This is a genomic window from Corallococcus exercitus, from assembly GCF_003611585.1.
GTDB lineage: Bacteria > Myxococcota > Myxococcia > Myxococcales > Myxococcaceae > Corallococcus > Corallococcus exercitus.
Map to the genome: position 1 here is coordinate 63,407 of NZ_RAVW01000001.1, position 23,976 is coordinate 87,382.

Here is a 23,976-nt window from a genome sequence, read left to right on the forward strand (position 1 = left end):
GTGGTGGAAGCCTCGAGCGCGTGAAGAGAAGCAGCCCCGCCCGGCACGGTGCCGGTCGCAATGCGGGGCGACGTGAACTCGGAGGAGCAGGCGGCGATGTCCTCGGCCCCCACCCAGGCGATGCGTTCTCCCTCCGGGTCTTCCGGAAGGCGTGCACACGCCGGAGGCCCACTGGCCGCCTCTCCCCTCGCGGCGTGCTCGGAGGTGTGGCGTCTCGCCGCCTCCCGTCCGGTGAGGTCCCCCCTACCGCGCGCGCTACCAGGATTCATCCATGAGCAGTGTGCTCGTCATCAATGCCGCGGGTCGGGAGACCCGGGTGGCGCTCGTCGAGGGCGGCCATATCGCGGAGTTCTACCTCGAGCGTAAGAAGGACAAGGGCGTCGTCGGAAACATCTACAAGGGGCGCGTCGTCCGGGTCCTCCCGGGCATGCAGGCGGCCTTTGTCGACATCGGGTTGGAGAAGGCCGCCTTCCTGTATGTCAGCGACGTCGTCTACGACCCGGACTTCGCCCGCGCGCAGTTCGAGCTGACCGAGGGCGAGCACGAGGACGCCCCGGAGGTCCCCACCGAGTCCGAGGCCGACGCCGTGGAGCTCGCGGCCGCCACCGTCCCGGACGTCACGCACGCCCTGCCCGCCGGCACGGAAGCGTCTCCGGCCCGCCCGGAGCCGGTGCTGGCCCATGACGGCGCGCTGGCCCTGGATGTCCAGGCTCAGGCCGCTCCCCAGGGTGAGACGCCCGAAGCGTCGCACGAGGCCGTGAAGCCGGCCCCGGAAGCCGCCCCGGCGCCGGTGGAGGCCCAGGCCCCGTCTGAATCCAGCCAGGCCACCGAGCCCGCGGCCGCCGTGGAGGCCCCGGCCGAAGGCGCCGCGCAGGAGTCCCAGGTCGCGGTGTCCACCGCCGCCGTAGCGGTGCCGCTGTCGGAGAACGGCACGCCCCCGGAGGAGCCCACCGCGCCGGTCCAGGAGACGCCCGCGGAGAGCGCCACCGCCGCCGCCCTCGCCGAGTCCGGCGCGGCGCCCACGACGGACGGCGCCGCCGAGCCGCCGCCGCACGCGGCCGCCCTGGGGGAGCTCATCCCTCCCCCCGCCGCCGAGTCCGCCCGTCCGGCCGAGGTGTCCGGCGAGCGCCGCACGCCGCGCGAGGCGCGGGAGGCCCGCGAGCCGCGCAACCGGGAAGGCCGCGAGAAGGACAAGGACAAGCGCCGCCAGGAGCCGCCCCGCCGCGAGAAGCGCGACGAGGAGAAGGAGAAGCCCAAGCAGCGCAAGACGGACAAGATTGAAGACCTGCTGAAGGTCGGCCAGGAGGTGGTGGTCCAGATTTCCAAGGACCCCATCGGCACGAAGGGCGCGCGGCTCACGTCGCACATCTCCATCCCCGGCCGTCACCTGGTGTTCATGCCCACGGTGGACCACGTGGGCATCAGCCGCCGCATCTCCAATGAGAAGGAGCGCCGCCGGCTGCGTGAAATCGTGGACCGGCTGCGGCCGCCCGGCACGGGCTTCATCGTGCGCACCGTGGCGGAGAACGTTCCCCAGGAGAAGCTGGAGAGCGACATCCGGTTCCTCATCGAGGTGTGGAACCAGGTGGTGCGCCGCAACGAGAAGCGCGGCGGACCGGGCCTGCTGCACCCGGACCTGGACCTCATCCTGCGCGCCACGCGCGACCTGTTCGCCCACGACGTGGAGAAGCTCGTCGTGGACGACGCGGAGGAGTACGAGCGCATCCAGGGCTTCGTCACCGCGCAGGACCCGGCGCTGCGCGACCGCGTGGTGCTGCACGAAACGGACGAGCCCGTCTTCGACGCCTACGGCATCGAGCAGGAGCTGCAGCGCGCCACCCAGCGCAAGGTGTGGCTGAAGAGCGGCGGCTACCTCATCATCGACCAGGCGGAGGCGCTCACCGCCATCGACGTCAACTCGGGCCGCTACGTCGGCAAGAAGAGCCTCGAGGAGACCATCACCAAGATCAACGTCGAGGCGGCCAAGGAGATCGTCTACCAGCTCCGGCTGCGCAACATCGGCGGCATCATCATCTGCGACTTCATCGACATGGAGAAGGCGCAGAACCGCGACAAGGTCTTCAAGTCGCTGCAGGAAGCACTGGGCCGCGACAAGGCCAAGACGAACGTGCTGCGCATCTCCGAGCTGGGCCTGGTGGAGATGACGCGCAAGCGCGTGCGCGAGTCCATTGGCCGCGTGCTGCACGAGGACTGCCCGTACTGCGACGGCAAGGGCTTCGTGAAGACGGCGACCACGGTCGCGTACGAAATCTTCCGGGAGATCCGCCGCGAGGCGCCGGGCTACAAGGACTCCACGCTCGTCATCAACTGCAACGCGGAGGTCGCGCGGCTCCTGCAGGGCGAGGAGCGCAACGAGCTGCGGCACCTGATGGACCGCTACAACAAGTCCATCCAGGTGAAGGCGCAGCAGAACTACCACCGCGAGCAGTACGACATCTACGGCCGGTCGGCCACGGGCCCCGAGCACAAGGTGGCCTCGTCGCCGGGCTCCGGTGACGGCGAGCTGGCAATGCAGCAGCGCCGTCCGGACAACAACTACGGCGGCCGTCAGGACCAGGGCCGCCGCGGTGGCGGCCGGGACCGCGACCGTGGCGAGCGCGGCGGCGGTGAGAACCGTGGCGGCGGCGAGAACCGTGGCGGCGGCGAGAACCGTGGCGGCGGCGAGCGCGGCGGGGAACGCGGAGGCGGAGACCGTCGCGAGGGCCGTCGTCCGGAGCGCAGCAGCGAGAATCGCGGCGACCGCGGCGGTGACCGCAACCGGGGTGGAGACCGCGAGCGTCGCGGCGGCGAGAACCGCGGCGGCGAGCGAGGGGAGCGGTCCGAGCGCGGGGGCGGTTCCGGCGGTGGCAACAATGGTGGCGGTGGCGGCAGCCCGCCTCCTGCGGCATCCGGCGGGGGCTCCTCGGAGCCGTCCGGCGGGGGCAGCGAAGCCTGAGCCCTTGATTCCGGTTCGTGAGTGACAACGAAGGCCCGGTGGGTGCGAACCCCGCCGGGCCTTCTTCATTCGCCTGCATGGAGACGCACCCACGACTTCATGAACCCCGGTCTCCCGCACGGTCACCAGCCAGGCGGGCGAGGTCGTGAATGGGGTGACAACGTCCGCTTCATCGGGGCAGGCGGGCTGGTTCCCCAGTGCCGAGTTTGGCTACGGTGGCACTTCCACACCGGGGGCGTCGTTCCACCCCTGGGCCCATCTGAATCGCCTGGGATGAACCGCTCGCCTCCGCGCCTTCGCACGCTCCTGGACTCCCGCGCCCTGGCCGCAACGGGCTGGAAGCACGCCAGGAGGAAGCCGTGAGGATGGTGCGGAGGCTGTCGTGGCGCGTCCGGCGGCCCCTGGTCCGGGCCCGGGCCTGGGCGCTCCAGACAGCGGCCCGCGTGTGGGCGCCCATCGGGGCCACGTCGGGAGGCCGCTTCGCGGCGGACATCTTCTTCGCGGGGCGCACCGTGGCGCGCGGCTTCATGGGCGAGAACCTGCGCCTGCGCGCCGCCGCGCTCACGTACATCAGCATGTTCTCGCTGGTGCCGCTGCTGACCGTGGGCATCGTGCTGCTGCGCACGCTCCACCAGGAGCAGTTCCAGCGGAAGCTGCGCTTCGTCATCTCCGAGGTGCTGGCGCCGGGCGTCAGCGAAGAATCCGCCGCCCTGCTCGACCGGTTCCTGCACCCGGGAGACTCCATCGCGGTGGGCAGCGTGGGCTTCCTCGCGGTGCTGCTGTCGGCGGGCTCGCTGCTGCGCCACATCGACGGCGCGGTGAACGAGCTGTGGGGCATCCGGCGCCAGCGCCCGTGGCTGACGCGCCTGTCCATCTACGCGGGGCTGCTGCTCCTGGGCCCCATCTTCCTGGCCATCTCCTTCTCGGGCACGGGCCGGGTCCGCGTGCTCCTGCAGACCTACGCGCCCTCCGCGCCGCTGTTCATCGCCGTGGGCACCACGCTCATCGCCATGGGCAGCCTGACGCTGCTGTACCTCTGGACGCCCTACGCCCACGTGCGCGTGCGCTCGGCGCTGGCGGGCGGACTGGTGGCGGGCCTGGGCTGGATGCTGGCGAAGCAGGTGTACGCCGAGTTCGCCGCGCGCAGCTTCCTCTACAACCCGCTCTACGCGTCGCTGGGCGCCCTGCCCCTGTTCCTCGCCTGGGTGTACGTGAGCTGGCTGGTGATGCTGTTCGGCGCCCGGCTGTCCTACGCCGTGGAGCACGCCTCCTTCCGAGGCTCCCTCTTCGCCTTCGGCAGCCACCCGCGCGCGCACGAGCTGGTGGGCGCACGCGTCGCGCAGGACGTCACCCTGTGCTGGGTGGATGGGCTCACGCCCCCCCTGCCGCGCGAGCTGGCCACGCGGCTGCGCGTGCCGGAGTCGCTGGTGCACGAAGTGGTGGACCGGATGGTGGAAGCCCGCCTGCTGGAGCGCGCGCGACGAGGCGGCCTGCGCCCGGCGAAGGACCCCGCGGAGCTCACGCTCGCGGACCTCACGCTCGCGGTGCACGGGGTGATGATCACCGGTGGCCCCGAGACCTGGACGGGCCCCAAGGCCCCGGGCTTCGAACAGTTCGAACCCCTGTTCCAGGCGGCCGACTGTGCCGGGGTCGACCTGCTGCGCCGCACGCGGTGGCTGGACCTCGTGACACCGCTGCGCCCGGGGCTGCTCGCCCCGCCCGCCCCCGAGGCTCCCAAGGCAGCGGTCGGTGGCGGAAATCCGTAACGTTTTTAGAGGGTTGGGAGCCCACCCGGCTTGCAAGGAGGAGGTGTTCTGTTATGTATTCGCGACTCGACAACGGGCCAGAGAGCCCTGTCACCAAGGGGTCACGGGGTTTGCGGGAGCGTCCGATGCTCAAGTCCGATCTGATCAACATCCTCGTCGCCAAACGAGGCGTGACCCAGAAGCAGGCGGAGGCGACCATCGAGACGATTTTCGAGTCGATGAAGGACGCCCTCTGCCGCGGGGAGAACATCGAGATTCGCGGGCTTGGCGCCTTCCACGTGAAGAACTACCAGGGCTACCAGGGCCGCAACCCGAAGACGGGCCAGGTCATCCCGGTGAAGCCCAAGCGCGGCCTGCTCTTCCGCACCGGCAAGGAGCTGCGCGACCGGGTCAACCGCCCCGCGCCGCTGCAGGCCCAGTCGGACCTGCCGCCCTCCTCCGAGTTCAAGGGCAGCAGCGGCACCGGCACCCTCTAGGCCTCACCGCCCCACTGCGACCGGCGCCAGCCGGCCGATGGGGCGAATCTGCAGATCCCCGTCCAGCTCGCCGTAGGTGAGCACCGCCACGTCCGGGAACGGCCCCTCGCACAGCTTGCGCAGCGGGCGGCGGATGTCCGGAGCCGTGAGCAGCACCGCCCGGCCCCCATTGGCGATCTGCCGCACCCCCTCCAATATCTCCATGATGCGCTCCGGCTCCGGCGCGGGCCCCCTGGGGCCGCTGGCGCGCAGCACCTCTTCCACTTCCGGATCCACGAGGTACGCGTACAGCGGGCCCGTGGGCGCGAACTGGTGGCTCAGGTAGCGGTGCAGGGCCTGACGGCAGCGCTCGGCCAGGGCGGTGGCGTCCCCTTCGGTGGTGGGCGCCACGAGCGCCTCCAGGATGGCGCGCAGGTCGCGGATGCTCACCTGCTCCTGCACGAGCCGCCGCAGCACGTCCACCAGCAGCGGCAGCGGCACCTTCTGCAGCGCTTCCTTCACCAGCACGGGGGACTGGGCCTCCAGCCCCTCCAGCAGCCCCTGCACCTCCTGGAGCCCCAGCAGCGCGGAGGCGCGCAGGCGCAGCACGGCCCGCAGGTGGTCCGCGATGAGCTCCGACGGCTTGCGCAGCGGCACCTGCGCCAGCTCCAGCCGGGAGCGGGCCCCCTCCCCCACGCGGCTGACGGGACGTCCACTGGCGGGCTCCACGGCCGCCTCCGCCTGGACCTCCAGGAAGGCCAGCTCGCCGGGAGGAACGAGCGCATACAGGGCCCCGGGCTGCACCACGCCGCCACCGGCGGGCACTTCGTCCAGGAGGATGCGGTACTCGCCGGGCCCCAGGTAGGCGGCGTGGGTCCGCACCCGGATGCCGGGGATGCGCACGCCCAGTTCGAAGAACAGCTCGTCACGCACGGCGTTCAGCACCGTGTGCACGAAGGCGCCCCCGTCGGCCTCCGCGAGCGGCGTGAGCTGCGCGGACAGGTCCAGCGTGAGGGGCGTCACACCGACCGGTGCCTTCGCGCTCTCGGGAGGCTTGCCTGCGGCTCCAGCCGGCACCGCGGCCCCGGTGGGAGCCCCGTCCTTCGACTGCGGCTTCTCCGGCGCCTGGCCCTTGCGCCGCAGCGCATGGCCGAGCCCTCCGAGGCCCGCCGCCAGGACGAGGAAGGTCAGGTGCGGCATGCCCGGCATCAAAGCCAGCGCGACGCACAGGCCCGCGACGGTGGCCAGCGTGCGGAAGTCACCGAAGAACTGGGAGCCAATCTCCGCCCCGAGCGAGTCCTCCTCCTTCTCCGACGCCACCCGCGTGACGACGAGGCCCGCAGCCACCGCGATGCACAGTGAAGGCACCTGGGACACGAGCCCGTCACCAATGGCGATGAGGGCGAAGGTGGCGGCGGCCTCGGAGAAGGACTGGCCGTTCTGCAACACGCCAATGAGGGTGCCGCCCAGCAGGTTCACCGCGACGATGACGAGGCCCGCGACGACGTCGCCCTTCACGAACTTCATCGCGCCGTCCATGGCGCCGAACATCTGGGACTCACGCTCCAGGTCGCGCCTCCTCCGCCGGGCCGCCGTCTGGTCGATGGCGCCCGCGCGCAGGTCCGCATCGATGGACATCTGCTTGCCGGGCATCGCGTCCAGCGTGAAGCGGGCGGACACCTCCGCGACCCGCTCGGCGCCCTTGGTCACCACCAACAACTGCACCAGCGTGAGGATGGCGAACACCACCGCGCCCACCACGTAGTCGCCTCGCACCACGAACTCGCCGAAGGCCTGGATGACCTCGCCCGCGTGGCCCTCCGAGAGCGCCAGCCGCGTGGACGACACGTTGAGCGACAGCCGGAACAGCGTGGTGAAGAGCAGCAACGTGGGGAACGACGTCACCCGCAGCGCATCCTTCGCGTTCAGCGCCGCGACCAGGAGCGCCACCGCCGCGGCCAGGTTCACCGCGAGCCCCACGTCGAGGAGCCACGCCGGCAGCGGAATGATGAGCGCGCCCAGCACCGCGGCCATCGCCACCGCGAGCACGACGTCCGAGGATTGACGAGCCTTCAGCAAGACCTTGATAAGTGGGTGCATCACGTCTGTCTCCGTGGACGGTCGTCCGGCTCGCGCAGCTCCATCGCGGTACGCAACACGACGGCCGCCGCCTGGTACAGCTCCTCGGGGATGGACTCTCCGACGTCGAAGTGGATGAGGCTGCGAGCCAGCGGCACGTCCCGGACCACGGGGATGCCCTGCCGGTGCGCCTCCTCCTTGAGCGCGAGCGCGTCCTGTTCGCGGCCCTTGGCCACGAGGTAGGGCGCGTCGCATTCGCCCGCGTCGTAGCGGAGCGCGACCGCGATGTGCGTGGGGTTGACGATCACGGCGGTGGCCTTCTGCACCCCACGTGCCGGACCACCCTGCGCCAGTTGACGATGCAGGGCCTTCCGCTGCCCCTTGTGGCGCGGGTCGCCCTCGCTCTCCTTGTGCTCCCGTTTGATTTCTTCACGGCTCATCATCAGCTCGCGCCGGTGCCTGCGCCGGGCAAGCGCGTAGTCCACGGCGCCGCACCCCAGCGCCACCCACGCCAGTCGCGTCACCAACGCCGCCAGCCGGCCGACGAGGAACTCCAAGCCCTGGGTTCCATCGAGCCACGCGGCCCGCAGGGCATCAGGGCCGACCGTCTCCACCTCATCCCAGACGATGAAGGCCAGCAGTGCCGCCACGAGCAGCGCCTTGCCCATCTCGACCAGTGGCCGGACGCTGAAGAGGCGTTTGAGGCCCGCGGCGGGATTGATCCGCTCGAGCTTCGGCGCGACATGGCGCGCGTCCACCTCGAAGCCCACGGTGGCCACGGAGACCGCCAGCGATGCCATGAGTGCTCCGCCCAACGCGGGACCGCACAGCCGCGCGGCGACCCAGGCCCCCTCTTCCCATGCACCCGCGAGGGTCTGCTCCAGCATCAACCGCGCGGTCCAGTCCCTCAGCCGCGCGAAGCCTTCGGGTGCGAACGCGATGAAGCCCAACAGTCCGCCCAGCGTCGTCGCGCTGGAGGACAACATCCGGCTGCGAGGAAGCTGGCCCTTGCGCCGCGCCTCCCGCAGGCGTTTCGCGGTGGGCTGTTCCGTCTTCTCGCCGCTCATCGCGAGACCTCGCCCAGCAGCGCCAGCGCCCCCTCGGTCGAAGCCACGCCCGCGAGCAGCCGCTCACACAGCAGCCCCACGCCCAGCCATAGCAACGCGCCGCCCCCGAGGATGCGCAGGGGGGCTCCCAGCTCCTGGAGATTCACCTGGGCCGCGGCGCGGGAGGCCATGCCCAGGAAGCAATCCACCGCGAGCGCCGCGGCGGCCACCGGGGCTCCCACCGCGAGCCCCGTGGCCATGGCGCCGCCCACCATCACCACCACGTGCAGGGCCGAGACCTCCGTGGGCACGAAGGCGCCCAGCCGCACCACCCCGAAACCTCGCAGCAGGGCCGAGATGACCACCGGGAACAGCGCTCCCGACACCACCCTCGCCACCAGCAGGTTGTACAGCGCGTCTCCCGTGGCGGACTCACGGCTTCCCGCCAGCGGCAGGCTCGCCTCCGCGGAGGTTCCTCGGAACAGGTCGATGAAGCGGCCCCCCATCCTCGCCGCATCGAAGGGCAGCGCGGACACAAGCCCCACGGAGACACCGTAGGCCAGCTCGCGCACCACGAGCGCCGCCATCACCACCGGCGTCTCCACCGTGCCGCTGAACTCCACTCCCGCTTCGATGTGCAGGAAGAGCGACAGCGCGAACACCAGGCCCAGGCGGACCGTCGTGGGCGCGGCCTGGCCTCCCAGCAACGGGCAGAGGAACGCGATGGGTACGAGCCGGGCCGCGCACAGCGCCACCGCTACAACGTGCGGTCCCAGGGAGAGGAGTTGTTCGCCCAACACGTCCGGGTTCACAGCGCCACCTCCGCGATGAGCATGAGGACCTGCTGGGTGAAGCGCGTGAGCTGACCGGCGATCCACGGGCCCGCGAGCACCAGGGACAGCACCGCCGCGCACAGCTTGGGCACCACCGACAGCGTGCTCTCCTGTAACTGGGTCGTTGCCTGGAAGAGGCTCATCAGGAAGCCCACCAACAGGCTCGCGCCAATGGGCGGCAGCGAGGCGACCACCATCAACAGCAGGGCTTCACGCCCCAGGGTGAGCAGGACGTCCTGGGTCACGGTGTCACCGGTAGCCGAGGATGAGTCCCCGCGCGAGCAGGGCCCAACCATCCACGGCGACGAAGAGGAGGATCTTGAAGGGCAGGCTCACCTGCCCCGGCGACAGCGTCTGCATGCCCAACGCGAGCAACACGTTGGCGACGACCATGTCGAGCACCAGGAAGGGCAGGAAGACGATGAAGCCAATCTGGAAGGCTTCCTTCAGCTCGGTGATGACGAAGGCCGGGATGACGACGAACAGGTCCGTCTCATGCACCTGCTCCGCCTCCTCCGGAGGACGCAGCTCGCGGGCCAGGTCCACGAAGCGGGCCCGCTCCTCGGGGCTGCCGTGCTTCGTGAGGAAGCCGCGCAGGGGCTCCGTCACCTGCTTCGCGGCGGAGAGGACCTGCGCTCCGGAGTGCACCTCGTCGTACGCCGCTTGTCCCGCGTCGTACATGCGCTCCATCACCGGCGCCATGATGTGCCCCGTCAGCACCACGGCGAGCCCCGTCAGCACCACCGTCGGCGGTGCCTGCTGCGTGCCCATCGCCGAGCGGGCCAGGGAGAGCACCACGGCGATCTTCGAGAAGCTCGTCAGCATCAGCACCGCGAACGGCAGCAGCGACAGGAGCGTGAGCATTCCCATCATCGCCAGTGGGCTGCCGGCATAGGAGGCCTGCGCCAGGGAGGGCTCCGAGGCGAACGCGATCGCGGGAAGGAACACACCGCATCCCAATCCGAGGGCCTTCATCCCCCACCCCGCTTCCGGGACGCGCCACACGCAACCTGCGTCTGTCGCGCACGGGGAAAGAGCACCGTCGGCTCCAGGTCCACCCGAGGCTTCACGGTGGCCCTGGGCATCGCTCCGGGCAGGACGGCCATGGCGCGGGTCTCATGGATCTCCGCGAAGGTGTCGCCGTAGGCCACGAGGTAGCGCCGTCCCTCCGCCTCCACGAGCGCGAGGCCGCAGCGCTGTGAAAGCCCCGTCCGAAAGATGATGCTCAGGGGCGCCGGAGCGGAGTCATCGCGACTCCCCGCCTCGCCTCCCTTGCGGAGCAACACCCAGCCCAGCCCCGCCAGGGCCATCGAGCCGACGAGCAGGCGCGAGGTGCCCACCAGCGACAGTCCTCCCAGCGGCGCGAGCGTCGCCAGCCCCACCAGCAGGGCCGACGCGAGCAGCAGTCGGCCGCGTGGAGAGAAGGAGGACAGCAACGTGTTCACCGGTCCGCTCACGGCAGCAACGCCAGGATGCGGGCGCCCACTTCGCCTTCGATCTCCACCAACTCCGCACGCGCGACCACTCGGTCGCCCACGCGCAGCAACACGGGGCTGCTCGCATTCACGTGCAGGGGCAGCAGTGTCCCCGGCTTGAGCGCCGCCAGCTCCGCCAAGGGCAACAGCAACCGCGTCAGCTCGATCTCCACATCCACCGGGAGCGGCGGCATCGCCTCGCTCCGCTTGTTCGTCGCCATGTCCGACTCCTGTCGGGCCGCGTGCGAGTGCACGACGCTCCCTGTCGAAAAACCGTCCGCGAGAAACTCGCCCCGGAGCGCGAAGCCCCGGGTGATCAGCTGTCCTTTTCCCTCCACGCGCCCATCGCGGAGACGCACGCCCTCGAAGAGCACGACGTCTCCCGCCGACAGCGCATCCACGGCCGAGGCCTGCAACGGGCTGCGTCCCACGAGGCAGCGTGCGGGCACCGATGCCGCCAGCACCTGGGGCGCGATGGCGCCTGCCGATTCCACGGGCAGTTCCTGAAACGCGGTCTGCACGGCACGGGCGGGCAGGAGCACCCGGCCTCCCACCGTCGCGTCCTCCACCGTTGCCGTCAGCAACACCGCGACATAGGGCTGTCTCGGGTCGACTCGCGTCAGCACGTCACCGCGCCGCATCGACACCGCGGACAACCGAGGTCCCAGCCTTCGCACCCATTCACCTTGCCCGCGCATCGCGGCCAGGGCGGACAGCAGCAGGTACACCAGCGTGGACTCTTCCAGCCGGGTCAGCTCCGTCACGGGAGCCGGCCGCAGTCCCGCCCCCGCCAACTTCGCCAACGCCGCGAAGACCCACGGCACCTCCAGCTCCACGATGGCCGTGCCGCCCACCGCCGACAGCTCCACCAGCGCGAACACCATGCCCACCGCCAGCTCACGCTCCGGCTGGACCGCCGCCTGCACCAGGTGCCCCTCCACCTTGACCGTCGCGCTCAAGTCCCGTGACAGCGCCGCGCCCACGTCGCGCAGGAGCTCCGCGCCCCATCGCCCTACCTGGGGCCGCTGTCCCAGCACCAGGTGGGCGCGCGTCAGCCGGCGTGCACCCGGGTGGAACGGACGCGTGGGCTTCTTCGAGACACTGGGAGACCTGACTGGATTCGTTTGCATCCGGCACTCCGGAACGGCGATGGGACACACGTCCCCTGTGCACGGCCCCAGCCAGGGGGCCGGCTCGTGGAATCAGGGTGTTGGCAGGGGGGAGAGGTCCGTCATCGGGATGCTGCGTTCCCGGTTCGGGATGGCCCTCCACGCACCCGGCCGCTCAGCGCAGGGCCTCGCGGATGCGCCGCTCCGCCAGGGCGGTCAGGACCGGGGCGGCATCCCCCGGCGGTCCAGCGTCCTCCCACTGGGGAAACCGGCTGCGGTGGTACGGCGGAAGCCCGCGCAGGGCTTCCTGGCGCAGAGCCTCGGGCGCCGCCTCCAGGAAGAGGGCCAACCGGTTCGCGGCGTCTGCCCGTTCGCCGAACTCCGCCGCCACCTTGGCATGTCGCTGCGCGGAGGGCATGGCGGCGAAGCGCTCCAGATAGCGCAGCGCCCTTCCCGCCTCCGCGTCCACCAGGCCGCCCAGCAGCTCCGCGGCGCGCTCCCGCGCCAGGACGCAGACGACCAGCGCGATGCGCTCCAGGGGCAGGGACAGCGCGGGCAGCGTGACGTCCGCCACCGTGGCCTGGGGTGCTTCCTTGCGCGATGGAAGGAGCTTCCGGGCCAGGCGCATCGCCCGTCCCACGCGTGTGGCTTCCATGGCGTGCTCAGGCCAGCTTGCGCGTGGAGCCCGGTGTCACCACCGGCCGCGCGGGCGTGGGCGGCGCAGGCGGTGCCACCGGAGGCTGCTCCGCGAGGGCCTGGTAATGCCTCCAGCGCAGCGTCGTCCAGACGAGCGCGCCGGACAGCCCCGTCACCAGCACGCCCAGCAGGGCGAGCACCACCCGCAGCCGCAGCGGCACGGGTCCCCCCTTCGGAGACGGCGCCTCCACATGCGTCGTCACCTCATCCACCAGCAGCGACACCGCCTCCGGAGACAGTCCTTCCACGCCTCCCGCGATGAGCTCGCGCAGCGTGTCCGCCGACTTGCGCACGCGCTCCGCGCCACCGGGCGCCGCTCTCAGCATGGCTGACGCCTTCGATGGCGTCGGAGCCTGACCGGGCCTCGGCGGAGGTGGAACCACCAGGTGCACCCGCGCCAGCAGCACGCCGTCCACCGTCTGGAGGGTCTTTTCCAGCTCGCGCTCCATCCCCCGGACGCGGCAGACCTGTTCCTCCAGCGGCGAGCGCACGAGCCCGCTCCCGCCGAACACGTCACAGCCCGTCTCCGCGGCGAGCCGGGGCAGTCCCAGCTCCGCCAGGATGCGCACGGCGTCCGAGGACTGCGCGTCCGTCACCTCGATGGCCCAGGTGGGTTTCTTGCCCGGCTCGGGCACCTTGCGCGCGTCGAGCCCCCGCTCGACGAGCACCGTCTGCAGCTCGTTGGCCTGACGCTCGTCGAGGCCGTGCTGGATGCGCTCCCGGCACGCGGAGGCGCCCAGGAGCAGGAGGAAACAGAGACAACGAAGGGGAGCGGAACGCATGGAAGGAAGGACTCCTCACACCTGGGTCTGGAGGACCTGCTTGACGCCGCCGGTGGCCTTCTCGACGACCTTGCCGGCGAGGTCGAGCTCCTGGCTGGCGCGGTAGACGTGGGCCTGGAGCGCGAGCAACTCCGAGGGACTGAACGTGCGGCCGGACTCGGCGAGCTTCAGGATGTGGTCCAGCCGCTGCTGCGCCTGCCCCACCCGGTCCAGCACCTCCACCGCCTGCTGACTCCGCGCCGCCTGGACCGAATCCACGCGGGCTCCCGGCTTCACCTCCGCGCAGCCCGCCTTCGCCCGCTCCACGCCTTCCGCCCGCGCCGTGCCGGCGGGTGCCTCGGTGGGCGTCCGTGCCGGCTTCGGCGGCCCCTCCGTCGTCACCGGCACGGGGCGCGACGCGGGCTCGCGCACGCCTTCCAGCACCTTGCCGAAGGTCTCCCTGCCGGACTCCACCGCGGGCGAAGGGCCCGCACCGCCCACGGCTCCCAACTTGTCGATGGCCATCGCGAACGCGCCTCAGCGGATGTTGTTGATGGCGGCCTTCGCCGAGTCGTGGCGGACCTTCATGATGTTGGAGATGGCGTTGTGCTCGCGGCTCTCCTTCTGCATCTCGTTCTGGAGCGAGAGGTAGGCCATGTTGAACTTCTGGCCGTCCGCGGCCATCAGCTTCTGCGCCTCCAGCAGGTCCCACGCATCCCCCTGCCCCGTCGCCGCGGCCCCCGTCCCTGCCGTCGCGCCGGCCGTGCTCGCGCGCGCCGACATCGCGGAGGCACCGCCCGTCGCGGACACCGACGACACCGCTTCGGCCGGCACCGCCGCCGACACCGTGCCGGCCAGCGTGGACACCACCGCGCTGGAGATGGCGCCCGACGGCAGCATGCCGCCCACGAGCCCCGCCCCCGTGCGCACCACCTCGCGCGCCGCTCGCGCCAACGTGGGGCCGAACTCCGTCTTCGGCGTCTGGCGCTCGATGGAGGGGGCGATGCTCAACGACGGGATGCGACGGTCTTCCAAGGGGTGCCTCCGGCAGGGATTCGCCGGGGCTGCCTTCCACCGTCCGTGCCAGGGCCCAACCCCTTGAAACGACAGGGGCGCGCTCCGCCGCATCCGCGCCAGGCGTCTCCGGTGGGCTCGCGCCGGGTCCACGGCGCGGGACGGCAAAGCAAAACCCGAAAACTTGCCTCCGCGCCAACCTGCTTCACAGTTGTCGCGTCCTGTCGCACTTGAAGGTGAGCACTCCGATGATGACCCCCTCCAACGGCCCCCGTCCGAACGAGCGCGAGCGCTACCACCCGCGCGTCGAAGCGCGTCTCCAGGTGAAGGTGCTCCTGTCAGGCCGCACCGTGACGGCGCAGGCGCGCGATATCTCCATGAACGGCCTGTTCCTCCAGGCCCACCCGGCGGACTCGCAGCGCGCGCTCACCATCGCCCTGCCGCTGCCGGGCGACCGCGAGCTCGTCACCATGTGCACCATCCGCCGCCGGGAAGTGGACGGCGTCGCGCTGGAGTTCGGCGAGCTGGACTGGGACGACCTCATCGCCCTGGCCCGCTTCCTCCATCCGCACCTGCCGTAAGGCCTTCCGGTGGAGCGTCAGTCCGCGGCCGTGCGGGCCGTGCGCAGGCGCTCCACCAGGTCCATCAGCTCCGCGCCGCGGAAGGGCTTGTGGATGTAGCCGTCCGCGCCCGCCTGCGTCGCGCTCTCCACGTCCGCCTTCTTCGCCTTCGCGGTGAGCATGTAGAGCGGCACCTTCGCGGTGACCGGGTCGCTCTTCAGGATGCGGCACACGGAGACGCCGTCCAGCTGCGGCAGCACCACGTCCATCAGGATGAGGTGGAAGGTCCGGTCGCGGGCCAGCTTCAGGCCCTCGATGCCATTGGCCGCGCAGACCACGTCCACCGCGCCGTCGCTCAACATGGAGCGCACCAGCTCGCGGATGACGGGCTCGTCCTCGACGAGGAGGATGTGGAAGGGTGCCTGCGCGTTGCCAGCCATGGTTCCTCGGGGCCCCTCGTAGGCCATTGCCCTGGCGACGTCCAGCGAAGCGACGCCTCCGAGCAGCCCCTCTGTACGAAACCAGTCCACCATCGGATTTCCCGCGGGCGGGGTCGCTCCAGCCCCGCCTAGATTTCGGCGACGCCGTCGCGCTCGGCCCAGCCCTCCAGGCCGTTGGGCAGGCGGATTCGCACGTACTTCCCCGTCTCCTCCAGGAGCTGCACCTTCAGGCCGGCGTGCACCTCGAAGAGGGAGCGTCCTTCCGAGCGGGGCAGCTCCCGCGCCACCAGCGTGGGCGACAGCACCACGGCCTCATGCACGTTCTGGTGCACCCAGATGTGCGCAGCCAGGAGCATCGCCGCCGGCACCGCCGCCGTGAGGCAGAGGCCCGCCACCACGGCCACCGCCGTGCGCCGCAGCGCGGGGAAGACGCGCCGGAAGAGCAGCAGCGCGAAGCCCACCAGCCACGCGACGAAGAAGACCCAAGCCACCGCCGCGCCGTCCGTCGCCGCCGCCAGCCGGGGGAGGAAGGCCTCGTCCGCGGTGGCGCCCACCACCTTGTCCACCTGCCGCGCTCGCGCCAGGGCCAGGTTGGCCTCCAGGTCCGCGGCGCGTCCGCCCTGCTTCCAGGCCTGCTCCAGCGCCAGCACCGCGCGGCCCAGGTCGCCCCGGGCCAGGTGCGTGGTGCCCAGGTTGTAGAGCACGTCCGGCCCGCCGAAGCCGTGGGCGATGAGCTTCTCGTAGTGGGCCTGCGCGGTGGCGTAGTCCTCGCGCCCGTACGCATCGTTGGCCTGCTGGAAGACGGCCTCCGCTTCCTCGGCGGTGTAGTAGCCCTGCGTCGCCGCGTCGCTCATCCGGCCCAGCCTTCCATCACCGCCGCCGCGGTCGCCAGCACCTTGCGCCGCTCGCCCGGCTCCACCCCGCCGCCGTAGCGGCCCAGGTCGCACGCCTCCAGCACGAAGAGCACGCGCGCGCGCCGCTCCGCGTCCACGCCCGCCGCCGCCAGCTTCTCCCCGAGCGCCTCGCGCGTCAGCCCGCCCACGGGGAAGCCCAGCTGCGCCTCCAGGAAGCCCACCATGGCCTTCTCCACCTCCACGTAGAAGGCCCCCGCGTCCGCGCCCGCCTTGAGCTTCTCCGCCTCCGCCAGCCGCTTGCGCGCGGCCTTCGCCTGCTGACGGCCCCGGCCCGCCTCGGAGCGGGTGGCCAGCCGGCCGCGCATGCCGCCGATGAACGCCACGCCCGCCAGCAGGCCCAGCGGAGCCAGCACGCCCGCGATGAAGAAAGGCCGCATCCACACGGGCTGCGACGGTCCCACGAAGTGGGCCTGGGCGCGCACCGGGCGCAGCCCTCCCGTGGTGAGCACGTTCTTCTGCTCGTTGGCCGCGTCCGCCACCTGCGAGGGCGTCATCGCCGACGGCAGCGAGGACACGCCGCCCGCGCCCGCCTCCACGGTGATGGTGACAGGGTCCGTGCGCGCCGTCTCGTACTGGCGCCGCGACGGATCAAAGTAGGGGAAGCGCAGCTCCGGCAGCGTGAAGGTGCCCGTGCGCTGCGGCATCACCAGGTACTCCACCACGCGGCGGCCCTGGATGCGGTTGCGGTTGGGCGTGACCCGGTCCGTCGTCGTCGGCTCGTAGATTTTCAGCGCGGCCGGGCCGGTGAGCTTGGGCGGGGTGACGTTCTTCACGTTGCCCTGCCCCTCCAGGATGACCTTCACCGTGATGGGCTGTCCCAGCTCCACGCGCGTCTGCGACACGTCCAGCGACATGCGCCACGAGCCCACGTTCGCGTTGGACATGTTCGGCGGCGCACCGGACGGCAGCGGCCGCACCTTCACCTTCAGGCCATTGGAGACGCGGTGCACGCGGTGGCCCGCGAAGAGGAAGCCCGTGGTGATGTCCGCTTCCGCCGGGGTGATGAGCAGCGTGCCGGACTTCACCGGGAACAGCGCGCGGCGGCGCAGGAGGTAGGCGCGATACGGGATGCCATCCACCACCTTCTGCTCGCCCGTGAGCTGCGTGGGGCTCTCCACCTCCTCCGTCCAGAAGCCCTCCAGCTTGGGCATCGTCACCGCGTCCACGCTGGACAGGTCCACGCGCGAGTAGATGTAGAGCGACAGCGTGGCCTGCTCGCCCACGTAGAGGTCGTCCCGGTCCAGGCTCGCGCGCAGGAACAGGTCCGAGTCCCCGCGCGGAATCACCGGCTCATCGTCGTTGAGGTCGGAGTCGTCGTCCCCGAACGGATCCGGCATGTTGCGGAAGTTGCGGAACGGATCCGGCAACGACGGCCGGCCGCCCTGCTGCGCTTGAGGTGCGCCGCCCGCGTGGCCTTCGCGCGCGGTGAGCTGCACGGCGTCCGTGCGGTACGTGCGGCCTCCCGCGGTGAGCGTCGAGGGCGGAATGGTGAGCTTGCCCGCGCGCAGCGGGCGCATGATCAGCTCGTGGCGGGTGATGTCCTGGATGACGGCCGGGCCGCCACCGGACAGCGAGATGGAGCGCTGGCTGCCGCGTGACGAGGAGAGCACCTCGAAGTCGTTGGACTCGGGCAGGCGCACCTGGGCGTTGGACGGCGCGTCCACCACCACCACGGTGAGCTTGAAGGTGTCGTCGGTGCCCACCTCGGTGCGGTCCACCGTCTGGTAGAACTCGATGTCCGCCGCCCACGCCGGCGCCGTGGCCAGGAGGGCGAGCACGGCGAGCAGCGCCGTGCGTCCGCTACCAGTCCTTCTCATTGGGCTTCCTCTGCTTCTTCTTCTGCTGGAAACGCCAGAGCTGGAGATTCTTCTCGTTCTGCTTCATCGCATCCAGCAGCCGCTCGGCTTCCTGCCGGTCGACGTCACCCGGCGAACTTCCGCCGTCGCGCGGGTTCGATTCCGTGTCCTCGTCGCCCTCGCTGCCGCCGTCCGTGCCGCCATCGCGCGAGTCGCCTTCGCCCTCGTCCTGGCCTCCGTCGGCGCCGCCATCCGCGCCTCCGTCGCCCTTCTGGTTCGGATCCTGCTGCCCGCCATCCGCGCCGCCATCCGCGCCGCCATCACCGGGCCCGGCGTCACCACCGCCACCATCCGCGCCGCCGTCCTGACCGCCATCCGGCGCACCGCCGTCCGCGCCTCCGTCAGCGCCGCCATCCGGACCGCCGTCCTGGCCTCCGTCTTGAGGGGTGCCGCCGTCGCCCTTCTGGCCGCCGTCCTCGCCCGCGTCCGGACGTCCGCCGTCGTTGCCGCCGTCCTGGCCTCCGTCGGTGCCGCCATCCGGACCGTTCTGGGGCGGAGGCAGGTCGCGCAGCACCACCTCGTAGTTGTGCCGGGCCAACGGATCCGTGGGGTCCAGCGTGAGCGCCTTGCGGTACGACTTGAGCGCCTCCGCGCGGTCGCCCGACGTGGCCGCGAGGTTGCCCAGGTTGTACCAGCTCTTCTGCGCCAGGTCGGGCTGACGGGATGACTCCGCCACCTGCTTGAACGCCTCGCGCGCTTCCGCCGAGCGCCCCAGCTTCGCCAGCGCGTCCGCGCGGTTGAACTCCACCGTCGGATCATTCGGCCGCTCCTTCTTCGCGGCCTCGAAGTCCCGGAGCGCGTCCTCGTAGCGCCCCGCCGCGTAGGCTTCGCGCCCACGCTGCACCAGCGGGTGGTCCTTCTCCAGCGGCCCCACCGCCCACGCGGGCCCCGGCAGCGCCAGCAGTCCCGCCAGGCCCACCGCCATCGCGCGCGCCGCACGCCGCCGCATCGAACGCGCGCTCATGCGGTCCTCCGGCGCGAAGGGATGAGCGACATGCCCAGCACCAGCAGCACCAGCCCGGGGATGGCGAACAGCTGGAAGCGCTCGTCGTAGCGGACCGTCACGCGGCTCTCCAGCTCGCTCTTCTGGAGCTGGTCGATGCGCTCCACCACCTGCCCCATCGCCACGCCGTTGGGCTGGTAGAAGAAGGCGCCGCCCGTGGCGTCCGCGATGGCCGTGAGGCCCGCGCGGTCCAGGCGCGTGATGACCGTGTCGCCGTTGGAGTCCTTCTTGTAGTCCACGAACTCGCCGCGCCGGTCGTAGACGGGAATGGGCTCACCGGAGTCCGAGCCCACGCCCACCGCGAGCACCTGGACGTGCGCGTCCTTCAACGCATCCGTGGCCTCGCGCACCTCGCCCGTGAGGTCCTCGCCGTCCGACAGCAGCACCACCACGCGCTCCTTGGAGCCCCGGTCCGCGTTGTCCAGCACCTGCTTGGCCAGCTTCAGCGCCGCGCCCACGTTGGTGCCGCCCTGGGGCATCACGTCCGGATCCACCGCGCGCAGGAACAGCTTCACCGCCGAGTAGTCCGACGTGAGCGGCGACTGCACGAACGCATCCCCGGCGAACACCACCAGGCCCGCGCGGTCGCCCTTCAGTTCATCCAGCAGCGTGTTGAGCTCCAGCCGCGCGCGATCCAACCGGCTGGGCTGCACGTCACGCGCGAGCATGGACTTGGACGCGTCCAGCGCCACCACCACGTCGATGCCCCGGCGCTTCGTCAGCTCGCTCTTCGTGCCGCACTGGGGCTGCGCGAGCGCGAGCCCGAACAGCATCAACCCCAGGCCGTACAGGCTGCCCTGCACCGCCGGCCGCCACACGGACACACCGGGCGCGAGCGTCGCCACGTGGCGCTCCGCGATGAGCGCCGACAGCCGCGTCCTGCGGCCCAGCGCCTTGAGCAGCGCGAGCACGCCCAGCAGCACGCCCACCAGCGCCAGCCCCAGGAACAGCGGCTGTGCCAGGCCCACCTGATAGCCCAGCAGCGTGAAGCGCCATGCCTCCAGCGTGGGCATCATGGGAACACCCGCAGGAAGGTGGCGCGCAGCAGCAGCTCCAGCGCGGCGAGCCCGAAGGCCACCAGCAGGAACGGGTGGAAGTTCTCCTTGTAGGTGGCGCTGGCGCCACCCTCCATCAGCTTCGAGCGCTCCAGCGCGTCGAGCACCTTCTGCAGGCCCTGCTTGAGGCCTTCCGGGTCGGTGGCGCGGTAGTACTCGCCGCCGGTGCGGTCCGCGATGTCCTGCATCAGCTCCGGGTTGATGGGGATCTCCGTCTCACGCCACACGGTGTTGCCGAACAGGTCCGTGCCCTGCGGGAAGGGCACCTTGCCGCCCTTGCCCACGAGGATGGTGTAGATGGGGATGTGGAGCGACGCGGCCATGTTCGCCGCGTCCAGCGGCGAGATCTTGCCGGCGTTGTTGTCGCCGTCGGTGATGAGCACCACCACCCGGCTCTTCGCGTCCGAGTCGCGCAGGCGGTTGAGCGACGTGGCGATGGCGTCACCGATGGCCGTGCCGTCCTCCAGCACGCGGGTGCGCAGTTGCTTGAGCACTTCCTTGAGCACGCCGTAGTCGAGCGTCAGCGGCGACTGCGTGTACGCGGCGCCGGAGAACACCACCAGGCCCAGGCGGTCGTTCACGCGGCCGGTGATGAAGTCCGCGAGCACCTCCTTCGCCACGTTGAGGCGGTTCTGCGGACGGAAGTCACCGGCCTCCATGGACGTGGACAGGTCCAGCGCCACCACGATGTCGATGCCCTCCACCGACAAATCCCTCACGCGCGAGTCGCGCGACTGCGGCCGGGCGATGGCCACCACCGCGGCAATCACCGCCGCCGCGCGCAGGATGGGGAGCAGCGGCAGGAGGTACGTGCGGAAGCCGCGGCCGCCCTTCGCGAAGACGTGCGCGGCGGAGAAGCGCAGCGTGGCGCGGCGCTTGCGCTCCCAGAAGGCGAGCACGAGCAGCAGCGGCGCCAGCAGCAGGGCCCAGAGCGCCTCCGGGTTATTGAACGCGAGGTCCGGGGGCAGCATCGGGCTTGGGGGGAGCGGGAGGAACGTACGTCCTGGCGAGCAGGTCGTAGCCAAAGGCCAACGCCTGATTGCAGGACTCGGGGGACGCGTCGGCGCGGGCGTACTTCACCATGTCCGACTCGGAGACGAAGCGCATCAGCGCGTCCTCCGGCAGGCCCGGCGTGGGCAGCCGGCGCAGGGACGCCATCAGTTCGGACGACGTGCACTCCAGGGCCTCGAAGCCGTAGCGCTCGCCCAGGTAGCCGCGCACGATTTCGGAGAGGCGGAAATAGAAGTCCTTCACCAGGCCCCGGCCGGGCAGGTCCTCGCGCTTGAGCGCGTCCAACGACTGGCGCACGCGCACGTCCAGGGGCAGCAGCGGAACGACCTTGTCGCGCTTCGGGCGGCGCTGCCACCAGCGCACCAGCATCCAGGCCGCGAGCCCCACCACCAGCGCCGCCGCCAGTGCGTAGAGCAGCGTCCACGAGCGAATGGGCACTTCCTGCGGGGGCTGGTAGTCGAACAGCTCCGCGCCCTGCCCCTGCGCGTCCGGCGGCAGCGAGGAGGCCACCTCCACCGGCTTGCCCTTGAGAACGAACCGGCGGGGCCCTTCCGGCGTCGCCACGTCGAAGGTGAGGTCGGGCAGCTGCACGCTGCCGAGTTCGAACGCGGAGAAGCGCAGGCCGAACGTCGTGGTCGCGTCGTTCGCGTTGTCCTGGCGCTGGCGCGTCTGCTGGAGCAGCTCCACCGGGCCATCCCCCGTGGGGGCCACCAGTTCGTAGCGCTGGTCCTTCGGGTGCGTGAGCGTCACCTGATAGGTGAAGGGCTCGCCGATGTGCACCTCTTCCGGCTCCACCCGCGCGGACGCGCCCGTGGGCGACACCAGCTCCAGCGCGACCGGGGCCTTGGGCGCGCCAGGAGCCGGGGCTGGGGCCTGGGCCCAGGCGGCCGGAGCGCTGACCAGGAGGACGGCCGCGAGGACGAGCGCGCGTCTCATGCCGCCATCCTCCGGGCCCGCGCGCGGAAGAAGTTCGCCAGCGCCTTGCCGTGATCATCCCCGGCGCGCAGTTCCACGTGGTCCAGCTCCAGCTTCTTGAACAGCTTGCGGCGCTCGTCGCGCTGGGCCTGCATGGCGCGCATGAACTTCCCGCGCACGGCGGTGGAGCTGGTGTCCACGACGAAGCGCTCGCCCGTCTCCGGGTCTTCCATCTCCACCAAACCGTGGCTGGGGAAGCGCTGCTCCAGCGGATCCTCGATGACCACCGGCACCAGGTCGTGCTTGCGGCCCACCAGGCGCAGCGGCTTCTCGTAGCCCGTCGCCATGAAGTCCGACACGAGGAACGTTACGGCCTTCCGCTTGGACACCTGCGTCAGGTACGTGAGCCCCGCGGACAGGTCCGTGCCGTGGCCCTTCGGCTTGAACGTGAGGATGTCGCTCACGAGCCGCAAGACGTGCATGCGGCCCTTGCGCGGCGGGACGACCTTCTCCACCCGGTCCGAGAAGAGGATGAGCCCCACGCGGTCGTTGTTCGCGATGGCGCTGAAGGCGATCTGCGCGGCGACCTCCGCCGCGACCTCCGCCTTGGTGCGGTCCTTGGAGCCGAACTCGTTGGAGGCGGACACGTCCACCAGGAGCATCACCGTGAGCTCGCGCTCCTCGGTGAAGACCTTGATGAAGGCCTCGTTCATGCGCGCCGTGACGTTCCAGTCGATGAAGCGGATCTCATCGCCGGGCTGGTACTGCCGCACCTCGGAGAAGGCCATGCCGCGGCCCTTGAACACCGAATGGTACTGGCCGGCCAGCATGTCGGAGACCACCTTGCGGGTGCGGATCTCCAGCTTGCGGATGCGGCGGATGAGGTCCTTGGGCAGCACGGGCGCGCTCTTACCGGGGCCTGGTCAGGGGACTTCCACGCGGTCGAAGACGCGCTGGATGATCTTCTCCTGGGTGAGCTCCTCGGCCTCCGCCTCGTAGGTCATCGCGATGCGGTGGCGGAGCACGTCGAAGGCGATGGCCTTCACGTCCTCCGGGGTGACGAAGCCGCGGTGGCGCAGGAACGCGTGCGCGCGGGCCGCCTGGGCCAGCGCGATGGTGGCACGCGGCGAGGCACCGAACTGGATGTAGTCCGCCAGGTCCTTGAGGCCGTAGCGCGCGGGCTCGCGCGTGGCGAACACCACGTTGAGGATGTACTCCTTCACCTTCTCGTCCATGTAGATGGCGTGGACGAGCTCGCGCGCGCGCACCAGGTGCTCCAGCGAGATGACCCGCTGGACCTTCGGCGACGAGCCGCCAGACATCCGGTCCATGATGACCTTCTCCTCATCACGGGTCGGGTAGCCCACCTTCACCTTGAGCATGAAGCGGTCCACCTGCGCTTCGGGGAGGGGGTACGTGCCCTCCTGCTCGATGGGGTTCATGGTGGCCAGCACGAGGAACGGCGAGGGCAGGCCGAAGGTCTGGTCGCCGATGGTGACCTGGCGCTCGGCCATGGCCTCCAGGAGGGCGGACTGGACCTTGGCGGGGGCGCGGTTGATTTCGTCCGCGAGGACGATGTTCGCGAAGATGGGCCCCTTGCGGACGGTGAAGGCGGCCGTCTGCTGGTTGTAGATCATCGTGCCGACGAGGTCCGCCGGCAGGAGGTCGGGGGTGAACTGCACGCGCATGAAGGTGGCGCTGAGCGAGTCCGCCACGGTGCGCACAGTCAGCGTCTTGGCGAGTCCGGGCACGCCCTCCAGGAGGACGTGGCCGTTGCACAAGAGGCCGATGAGGATGCGTTCGAGCATGTACCGCTGCCCGACGATGACCTTGCCGGTCTCCTGGTTGAGGACCTCGACGAAGCTGCTTTCCTGCTGCACGCGTTCGGTGAGCGCGCGGATGTCGGTGTTCATGTCCCCTCTGTCGGCCTGGGCGGCGGGCAGCCTAGGGTTCCCGGGCGTCCGGCTCAACACCGCTGTAAGCCAGACATTCCGTCAAGCCGCCCTGTCCCGTAAAGGGCTGTCTCTTATAC

Annotated in this window: 24 protein-coding genes; 4 read left to right on the forward strand and 20 right to left on the reverse strand. The window is 70.9% G+C overall.

The features are described from left to right. Positions 1-271: 271 nt before the first annotated feature. The 3 genes from D7W79_RS00260 (at position 272) to D7W79_RS00270 (ending at position 5,198) form a co-directional block, all read left to right on the forward strand. Complete coding sequence (locus D7W79_RS00260; RefSeq protein ID WP_120523290.1) at positions 272-2,956, forward strand: Rne/Rng family ribonuclease; 2,685 nt, start codon at positions 272-274, stop codon at positions 2,954-2,956. A gap of 365 nt (positions 2,957-3,321) precedes the next feature. Further along, the gene (locus tag D7W79_RS00265) at positions 3,322-4,722 is read left to right on the forward strand and encodes a YhjD/YihY/BrkB family envelope integrity protein (protein WP_167497653.1); all 1,401 of its coding nucleotides are present in this window, start codon (positions 3,322-3,324) and stop codon (positions 4,720-4,722) included. A 125-nt stretch (positions 4,723-4,847) separates the two neighbouring features. Further along, the gene (locus D7W79_RS00270; protein WP_043321998.1) at positions 4,848-5,198 is read left to right on the forward strand and encodes an HU family DNA-binding protein; all 351 of its coding nucleotides are present in this window, start codon (positions 4,848-4,850) and stop codon (positions 5,196-5,198) included. 3 nt (positions 5,199-5,201) lie between these two features. On the opposite strand, the gene D7W79_RS00275 is transcribed toward D7W79_RS00270, so the two are convergent. The 11 genes from D7W79_RS00275 to D7W79_RS00325 all read right to left on the reverse strand — a co-directional run bounded on the left by D7W79_RS00275 (position 5,202) and on the right by D7W79_RS00325 (position 14,211). Then, a complete protein-coding gene (locus tag D7W79_RS00275) occupies positions 5,202-7,277 on the reverse strand; it encodes a flagellar biosynthesis protein FlhA (RefSeq protein ID WP_120523291.1) in 2,076 nt (691 codons plus the stop codon). Further along, positions 7,277-8,323 carry an EscU/YscU/HrcU family type III secretion system export apparatus switch protein gene (locus D7W79_RS00280; protein ID WP_120523292.1) on the reverse strand — a complete coding sequence of 349 codons (1,047 nt, stop codon included), beginning with the start codon at positions 8,321-8,323 and terminating at the stop codon, positions 7,277-7,279. Before D7W79_RS00280 ends, D7W79_RS00275 begins: the two co-directional genes overlap by 1 nt. Beyond that, positions 8,320-9,114 (reverse strand): EscT/YscT/HrcT family type III secretion system export apparatus protein, encoded by a 795-nt coding sequence (locus tag D7W79_RS00285; RefSeq protein ID WP_120523293.1) that lies wholly within the window; start codon positions 9,112-9,114, stop codon positions 8,320-8,322. Before D7W79_RS00285 ends, D7W79_RS00280 begins: the two co-directional genes overlap by 4 nt. Continuing rightward, positions 9,111-9,380, reverse strand: coding sequence for a flagellar biosynthetic protein FliQ (locus D7W79_RS00290; protein WP_120523294.1), 270 nt, complete (start codon positions 9,378-9,380; stop codon positions 9,111-9,113). The genes D7W79_RS00285 and D7W79_RS00290 overlap by 4 nt, the downstream gene beginning before the upstream one ends. Positions 9,381-9,384: 4 nt before the next feature. Continuing rightward, positions 9,385-10,110: a type III secretion system export apparatus subunit SctR gene (sctR, locus tag D7W79_RS00295; RefSeq protein WP_120523295.1), complete on the reverse strand. Its 726-nt coding sequence runs from the start codon at positions 10,108-10,110 to the stop codon at positions 9,385-9,387. After that, on the reverse strand, positions 10,107-10,592 hold the full coding sequence (locus D7W79_RS00300) for a hypothetical protein (RefSeq protein ID WP_120523296.1): 486 nt from the start codon (positions 10,590-10,592) through the stop codon (positions 10,107-10,109). Before D7W79_RS00300 ends, sctR begins: the two co-directional genes overlap by 4 nt. Then, on the reverse strand, positions 10,589-11,740 hold the full coding sequence (locus D7W79_RS00305) for a FliM/FliN family flagellar motor switch protein (protein WP_244221528.1): 1,152 nt from the start codon (positions 11,738-11,740) through the stop codon (positions 10,589-10,591). Before D7W79_RS00305 ends, D7W79_RS00300 begins: the two co-directional genes overlap by 4 nt. 154 nt (positions 11,741-11,894) lie before the next feature. After that, positions 11,895-12,374 (reverse strand): hypothetical protein, encoded by a 480-nt coding sequence (locus tag D7W79_RS00310; RefSeq protein WP_120523298.1) that lies wholly within the window; start codon positions 12,372-12,374, stop codon positions 11,895-11,897. 7 nt (positions 12,375-12,381) lie between these two features. Then, entirely contained in the window at positions 12,382-13,197 is an 816-nt protein-coding gene (locus D7W79_RS00315; RefSeq protein WP_120523299.1) for a flagellar M-ring protein FliF, read from the reverse strand. 15 nt (positions 13,198-13,212) lie between these two features. Next, positions 13,213-13,701, reverse strand: coding sequence for an ATP-dependent helicase HrpB (locus D7W79_RS00320; protein WP_120523300.1), 489 nt, complete (start codon positions 13,699-13,701; stop codon positions 13,213-13,215). A gap of 12 nt (positions 13,702-13,713) precedes the next feature. Continuing rightward, positions 13,714-14,211: a hypothetical protein gene (locus D7W79_RS00325; protein WP_120523301.1), complete on the reverse strand. Its 498-nt coding sequence runs from the start codon at positions 14,209-14,211 to the stop codon at positions 13,714-13,716. A gap of 227 nt (positions 14,212-14,438) precedes the next feature. Between D7W79_RS00325 and D7W79_RS00330 the strand changes: the two genes are divergently transcribed. Then, positions 14,439-14,771 carry a PilZ domain-containing protein gene (locus D7W79_RS00330; protein ID WP_120523302.1) on the forward strand — a complete coding sequence of 111 codons (333 nt, stop codon included), beginning with the start codon at positions 14,439-14,441 and terminating at the stop codon, positions 14,769-14,771. A gap of 17 nt (positions 14,772-14,788) precedes the next feature. Here D7W79_RS00330 and D7W79_RS00335 read toward each other — a convergent pair whose 3' ends face one another. From D7W79_RS00335 to D7W79_RS00375, 9 genes are all read right to left on the reverse strand, one after another. Continuing rightward, on the reverse strand, positions 14,789-15,190 hold the full coding sequence (locus tag D7W79_RS00335; RefSeq protein WP_120523303.1) for a response regulator: 402 nt from the start codon (positions 15,188-15,190) through the stop codon (positions 14,789-14,791). Positions 15,191-15,318: 128 nt separating this feature from the next. Continuing rightward, positions 15,319-16,044 carry an SH3 domain-containing protein gene (locus D7W79_RS00340; RefSeq protein ID WP_120523304.1) on the reverse strand — a complete coding sequence of 242 codons (726 nt, stop codon included), beginning with the start codon at positions 16,042-16,044 and terminating at the stop codon, positions 15,319-15,321. Further along, positions 16,041-17,921: a BatD family protein gene (locus tag D7W79_RS00345; RefSeq protein ID WP_120523305.1), complete on the reverse strand. Its 1,881-nt coding sequence runs from the start codon at positions 17,919-17,921 to the stop codon at positions 16,041-16,043. The genes D7W79_RS00340 and D7W79_RS00345 overlap by 4 nt, the downstream gene beginning before the upstream one ends. Then, on the reverse strand, positions 17,905-18,924 hold the full coding sequence (locus tag D7W79_RS00350; protein WP_120523306.1) for a tetratricopeptide repeat protein: 1,020 nt from the start codon (positions 18,922-18,924) through the stop codon (positions 17,905-17,907). The genes D7W79_RS00345 and D7W79_RS00350 overlap by 17 nt, the downstream gene beginning before the upstream one ends. Continuing rightward, positions 18,921-19,976 (reverse strand): VWA domain-containing protein, encoded by a 1,056-nt coding sequence (locus tag D7W79_RS00355; protein WP_120523319.1) that lies wholly within the window; start codon positions 19,974-19,976, stop codon positions 18,921-18,923. Before D7W79_RS00355 ends, D7W79_RS00350 begins: the two co-directional genes overlap by 4 nt. After that, complete coding sequence (locus tag D7W79_RS00360; RefSeq protein WP_244221529.1) at positions 19,976-20,989, reverse strand: vWA domain-containing protein; 1,014 nt, start codon at positions 20,987-20,989, stop codon at positions 19,976-19,978. The genes D7W79_RS00355 and D7W79_RS00360 overlap by 1 nt, the downstream gene beginning before the upstream one ends. Further along, positions 20,961-21,965: a hypothetical protein gene (locus D7W79_RS00365; protein ID WP_120523307.1), complete on the reverse strand. Its 1,005-nt coding sequence runs from the start codon at positions 21,963-21,965 to the stop codon at positions 20,961-20,963. The genes D7W79_RS00360 and D7W79_RS00365 overlap by 29 nt, the downstream gene beginning before the upstream one ends. Beyond that, positions 21,962-22,843 carry a DUF58 domain-containing protein gene (locus D7W79_RS00370; protein ID WP_120523308.1) on the reverse strand — a complete coding sequence of 294 codons (882 nt, stop codon included), beginning with the start codon at positions 22,841-22,843 and terminating at the stop codon, positions 21,962-21,964. The genes D7W79_RS00365 and D7W79_RS00370 overlap by 4 nt, the downstream gene beginning before the upstream one ends. A 24-nt stretch (positions 22,844-22,867) precedes the next feature. Further along, the gene (locus D7W79_RS00375) at positions 22,868-23,857 is read right to left on the reverse strand and encodes an AAA family ATPase (protein ID WP_014398943.1); all 990 of its coding nucleotides are present in this window, start codon (positions 23,855-23,857) and stop codon (positions 22,868-22,870) included. Between the last annotated feature and the right edge of the window lie 119 nt (positions 23,858-23,976).

Coding starts and splice junctions, on each gene's coding strand:
- D7W79_RS00260 (WP_120523290.1), top strand. CDS start 272: ATGAGCAGTGTGCTCGTCATCAATGCCGCGGGTCGGGAGACCCGGGTG.
- D7W79_RS00265 (WP_167497653.1), top strand. CDS start 3,322: ATGGTGCGGAGGCTGTCGTGGCGCGTCCGGCGGCCCCTGGTCCGGGCC.
- D7W79_RS00270 (WP_043321998.1), top strand. CDS start 4,848: ATGCTCAAGTCCGATCTGATCAACATCCTCGTCGCCAAACGAGGCGTG.
- D7W79_RS00275 (WP_120523291.1), bottom strand. CDS start 7,277: ATGCACCCACTTATCAAGGTCTTGCTGAAGGCTCGTCAATCCTCGGAC.
- D7W79_RS00280 (WP_120523292.1), bottom strand. CDS start 8,323: ATGAGCGGCGAGAAGACGGAACAGCCCACCGCGAAACGCCTGCGGGAG.
- sctR (WP_120523295.1), bottom strand. CDS start 10,110: ATGAAGGCCCTCGGATTGGGATGCGGTGTGTTCCTTCCCGCGATCGCG.
- D7W79_RS00305 (WP_244221528.1), bottom strand. CDS start 11,740: ATGCAAACGAATCCAGTCAGGTCTCCCAGTGTCTCGAAGAAGCCCACG.
- D7W79_RS00310 (WP_120523298.1), bottom strand. CDS start 12,374: ATGGAAGCCACACGCGTGGGACGGGCGATGCGCCTGGCCCGGAAGCTC.
- D7W79_RS00315 (WP_120523299.1), bottom strand. CDS start 13,197: ATGCGTTCCGCTCCCCTTCGTTGTCTCTGTTTCCTCCTGCTCCTGGGC.
- D7W79_RS00320 (WP_120523300.1), bottom strand. CDS start 13,701: ATGGCCATCGACAAGTTGGGAGCCGTGGGCGGTGCGGGCCCTTCGCCC.
- D7W79_RS00330 (WP_120523302.1), top strand. CDS start 14,439: ATGATGACCCCCTCCAACGGCCCCCGTCCGAACGAGCGCGAGCGCTAC.
- D7W79_RS00335 (WP_120523303.1), bottom strand. CDS start 15,190: ATGGCTGGCAACGCGCAGGCACCCTTCCACATCCTCCTCGTCGAGGAC.
- D7W79_RS00340 (WP_120523304.1), bottom strand. CDS start 16,044: ATGAGCGACGCGGCGACGCAGGGCTACTACACCGCCGAGGAAGCGGAG.
- D7W79_RS00345 (WP_120523305.1), bottom strand. CDS start 17,921: ATGAGAAGGACTGGTAGCGGACGCACGGCGCTGCTCGCCGTGCTCGCC.
- D7W79_RS00350 (WP_120523306.1), bottom strand. CDS start 18,924: ATGAGCGCGCGTTCGATGCGGCGGCGTGCGGCGCGCGCGATGGCGGTG.
- D7W79_RS00355 (WP_120523319.1), bottom strand. CDS start 19,976: ATGCCCACGCTGGAGGCATGGCGCTTCACGCTGCTGGGCTATCAGGTG.
- D7W79_RS00360 (WP_244221529.1), bottom strand. CDS start 20,989: ATGCTGCCCCCGGACCTCGCGTTCAATAACCCGGAGGCGCTCTGGGCC.
- D7W79_RS00365 (WP_120523307.1), bottom strand. CDS start 21,965: ATGAGACGCGCGCTCGTCCTCGCGGCCGTCCTCCTGGTCAGCGCTCCG.
- D7W79_RS00375 (WP_014398943.1), bottom strand. CDS start 23,857: ATGAACACCGACATCCGCGCGCTCACCGAACGCGTGCAGCAGGAAAGC.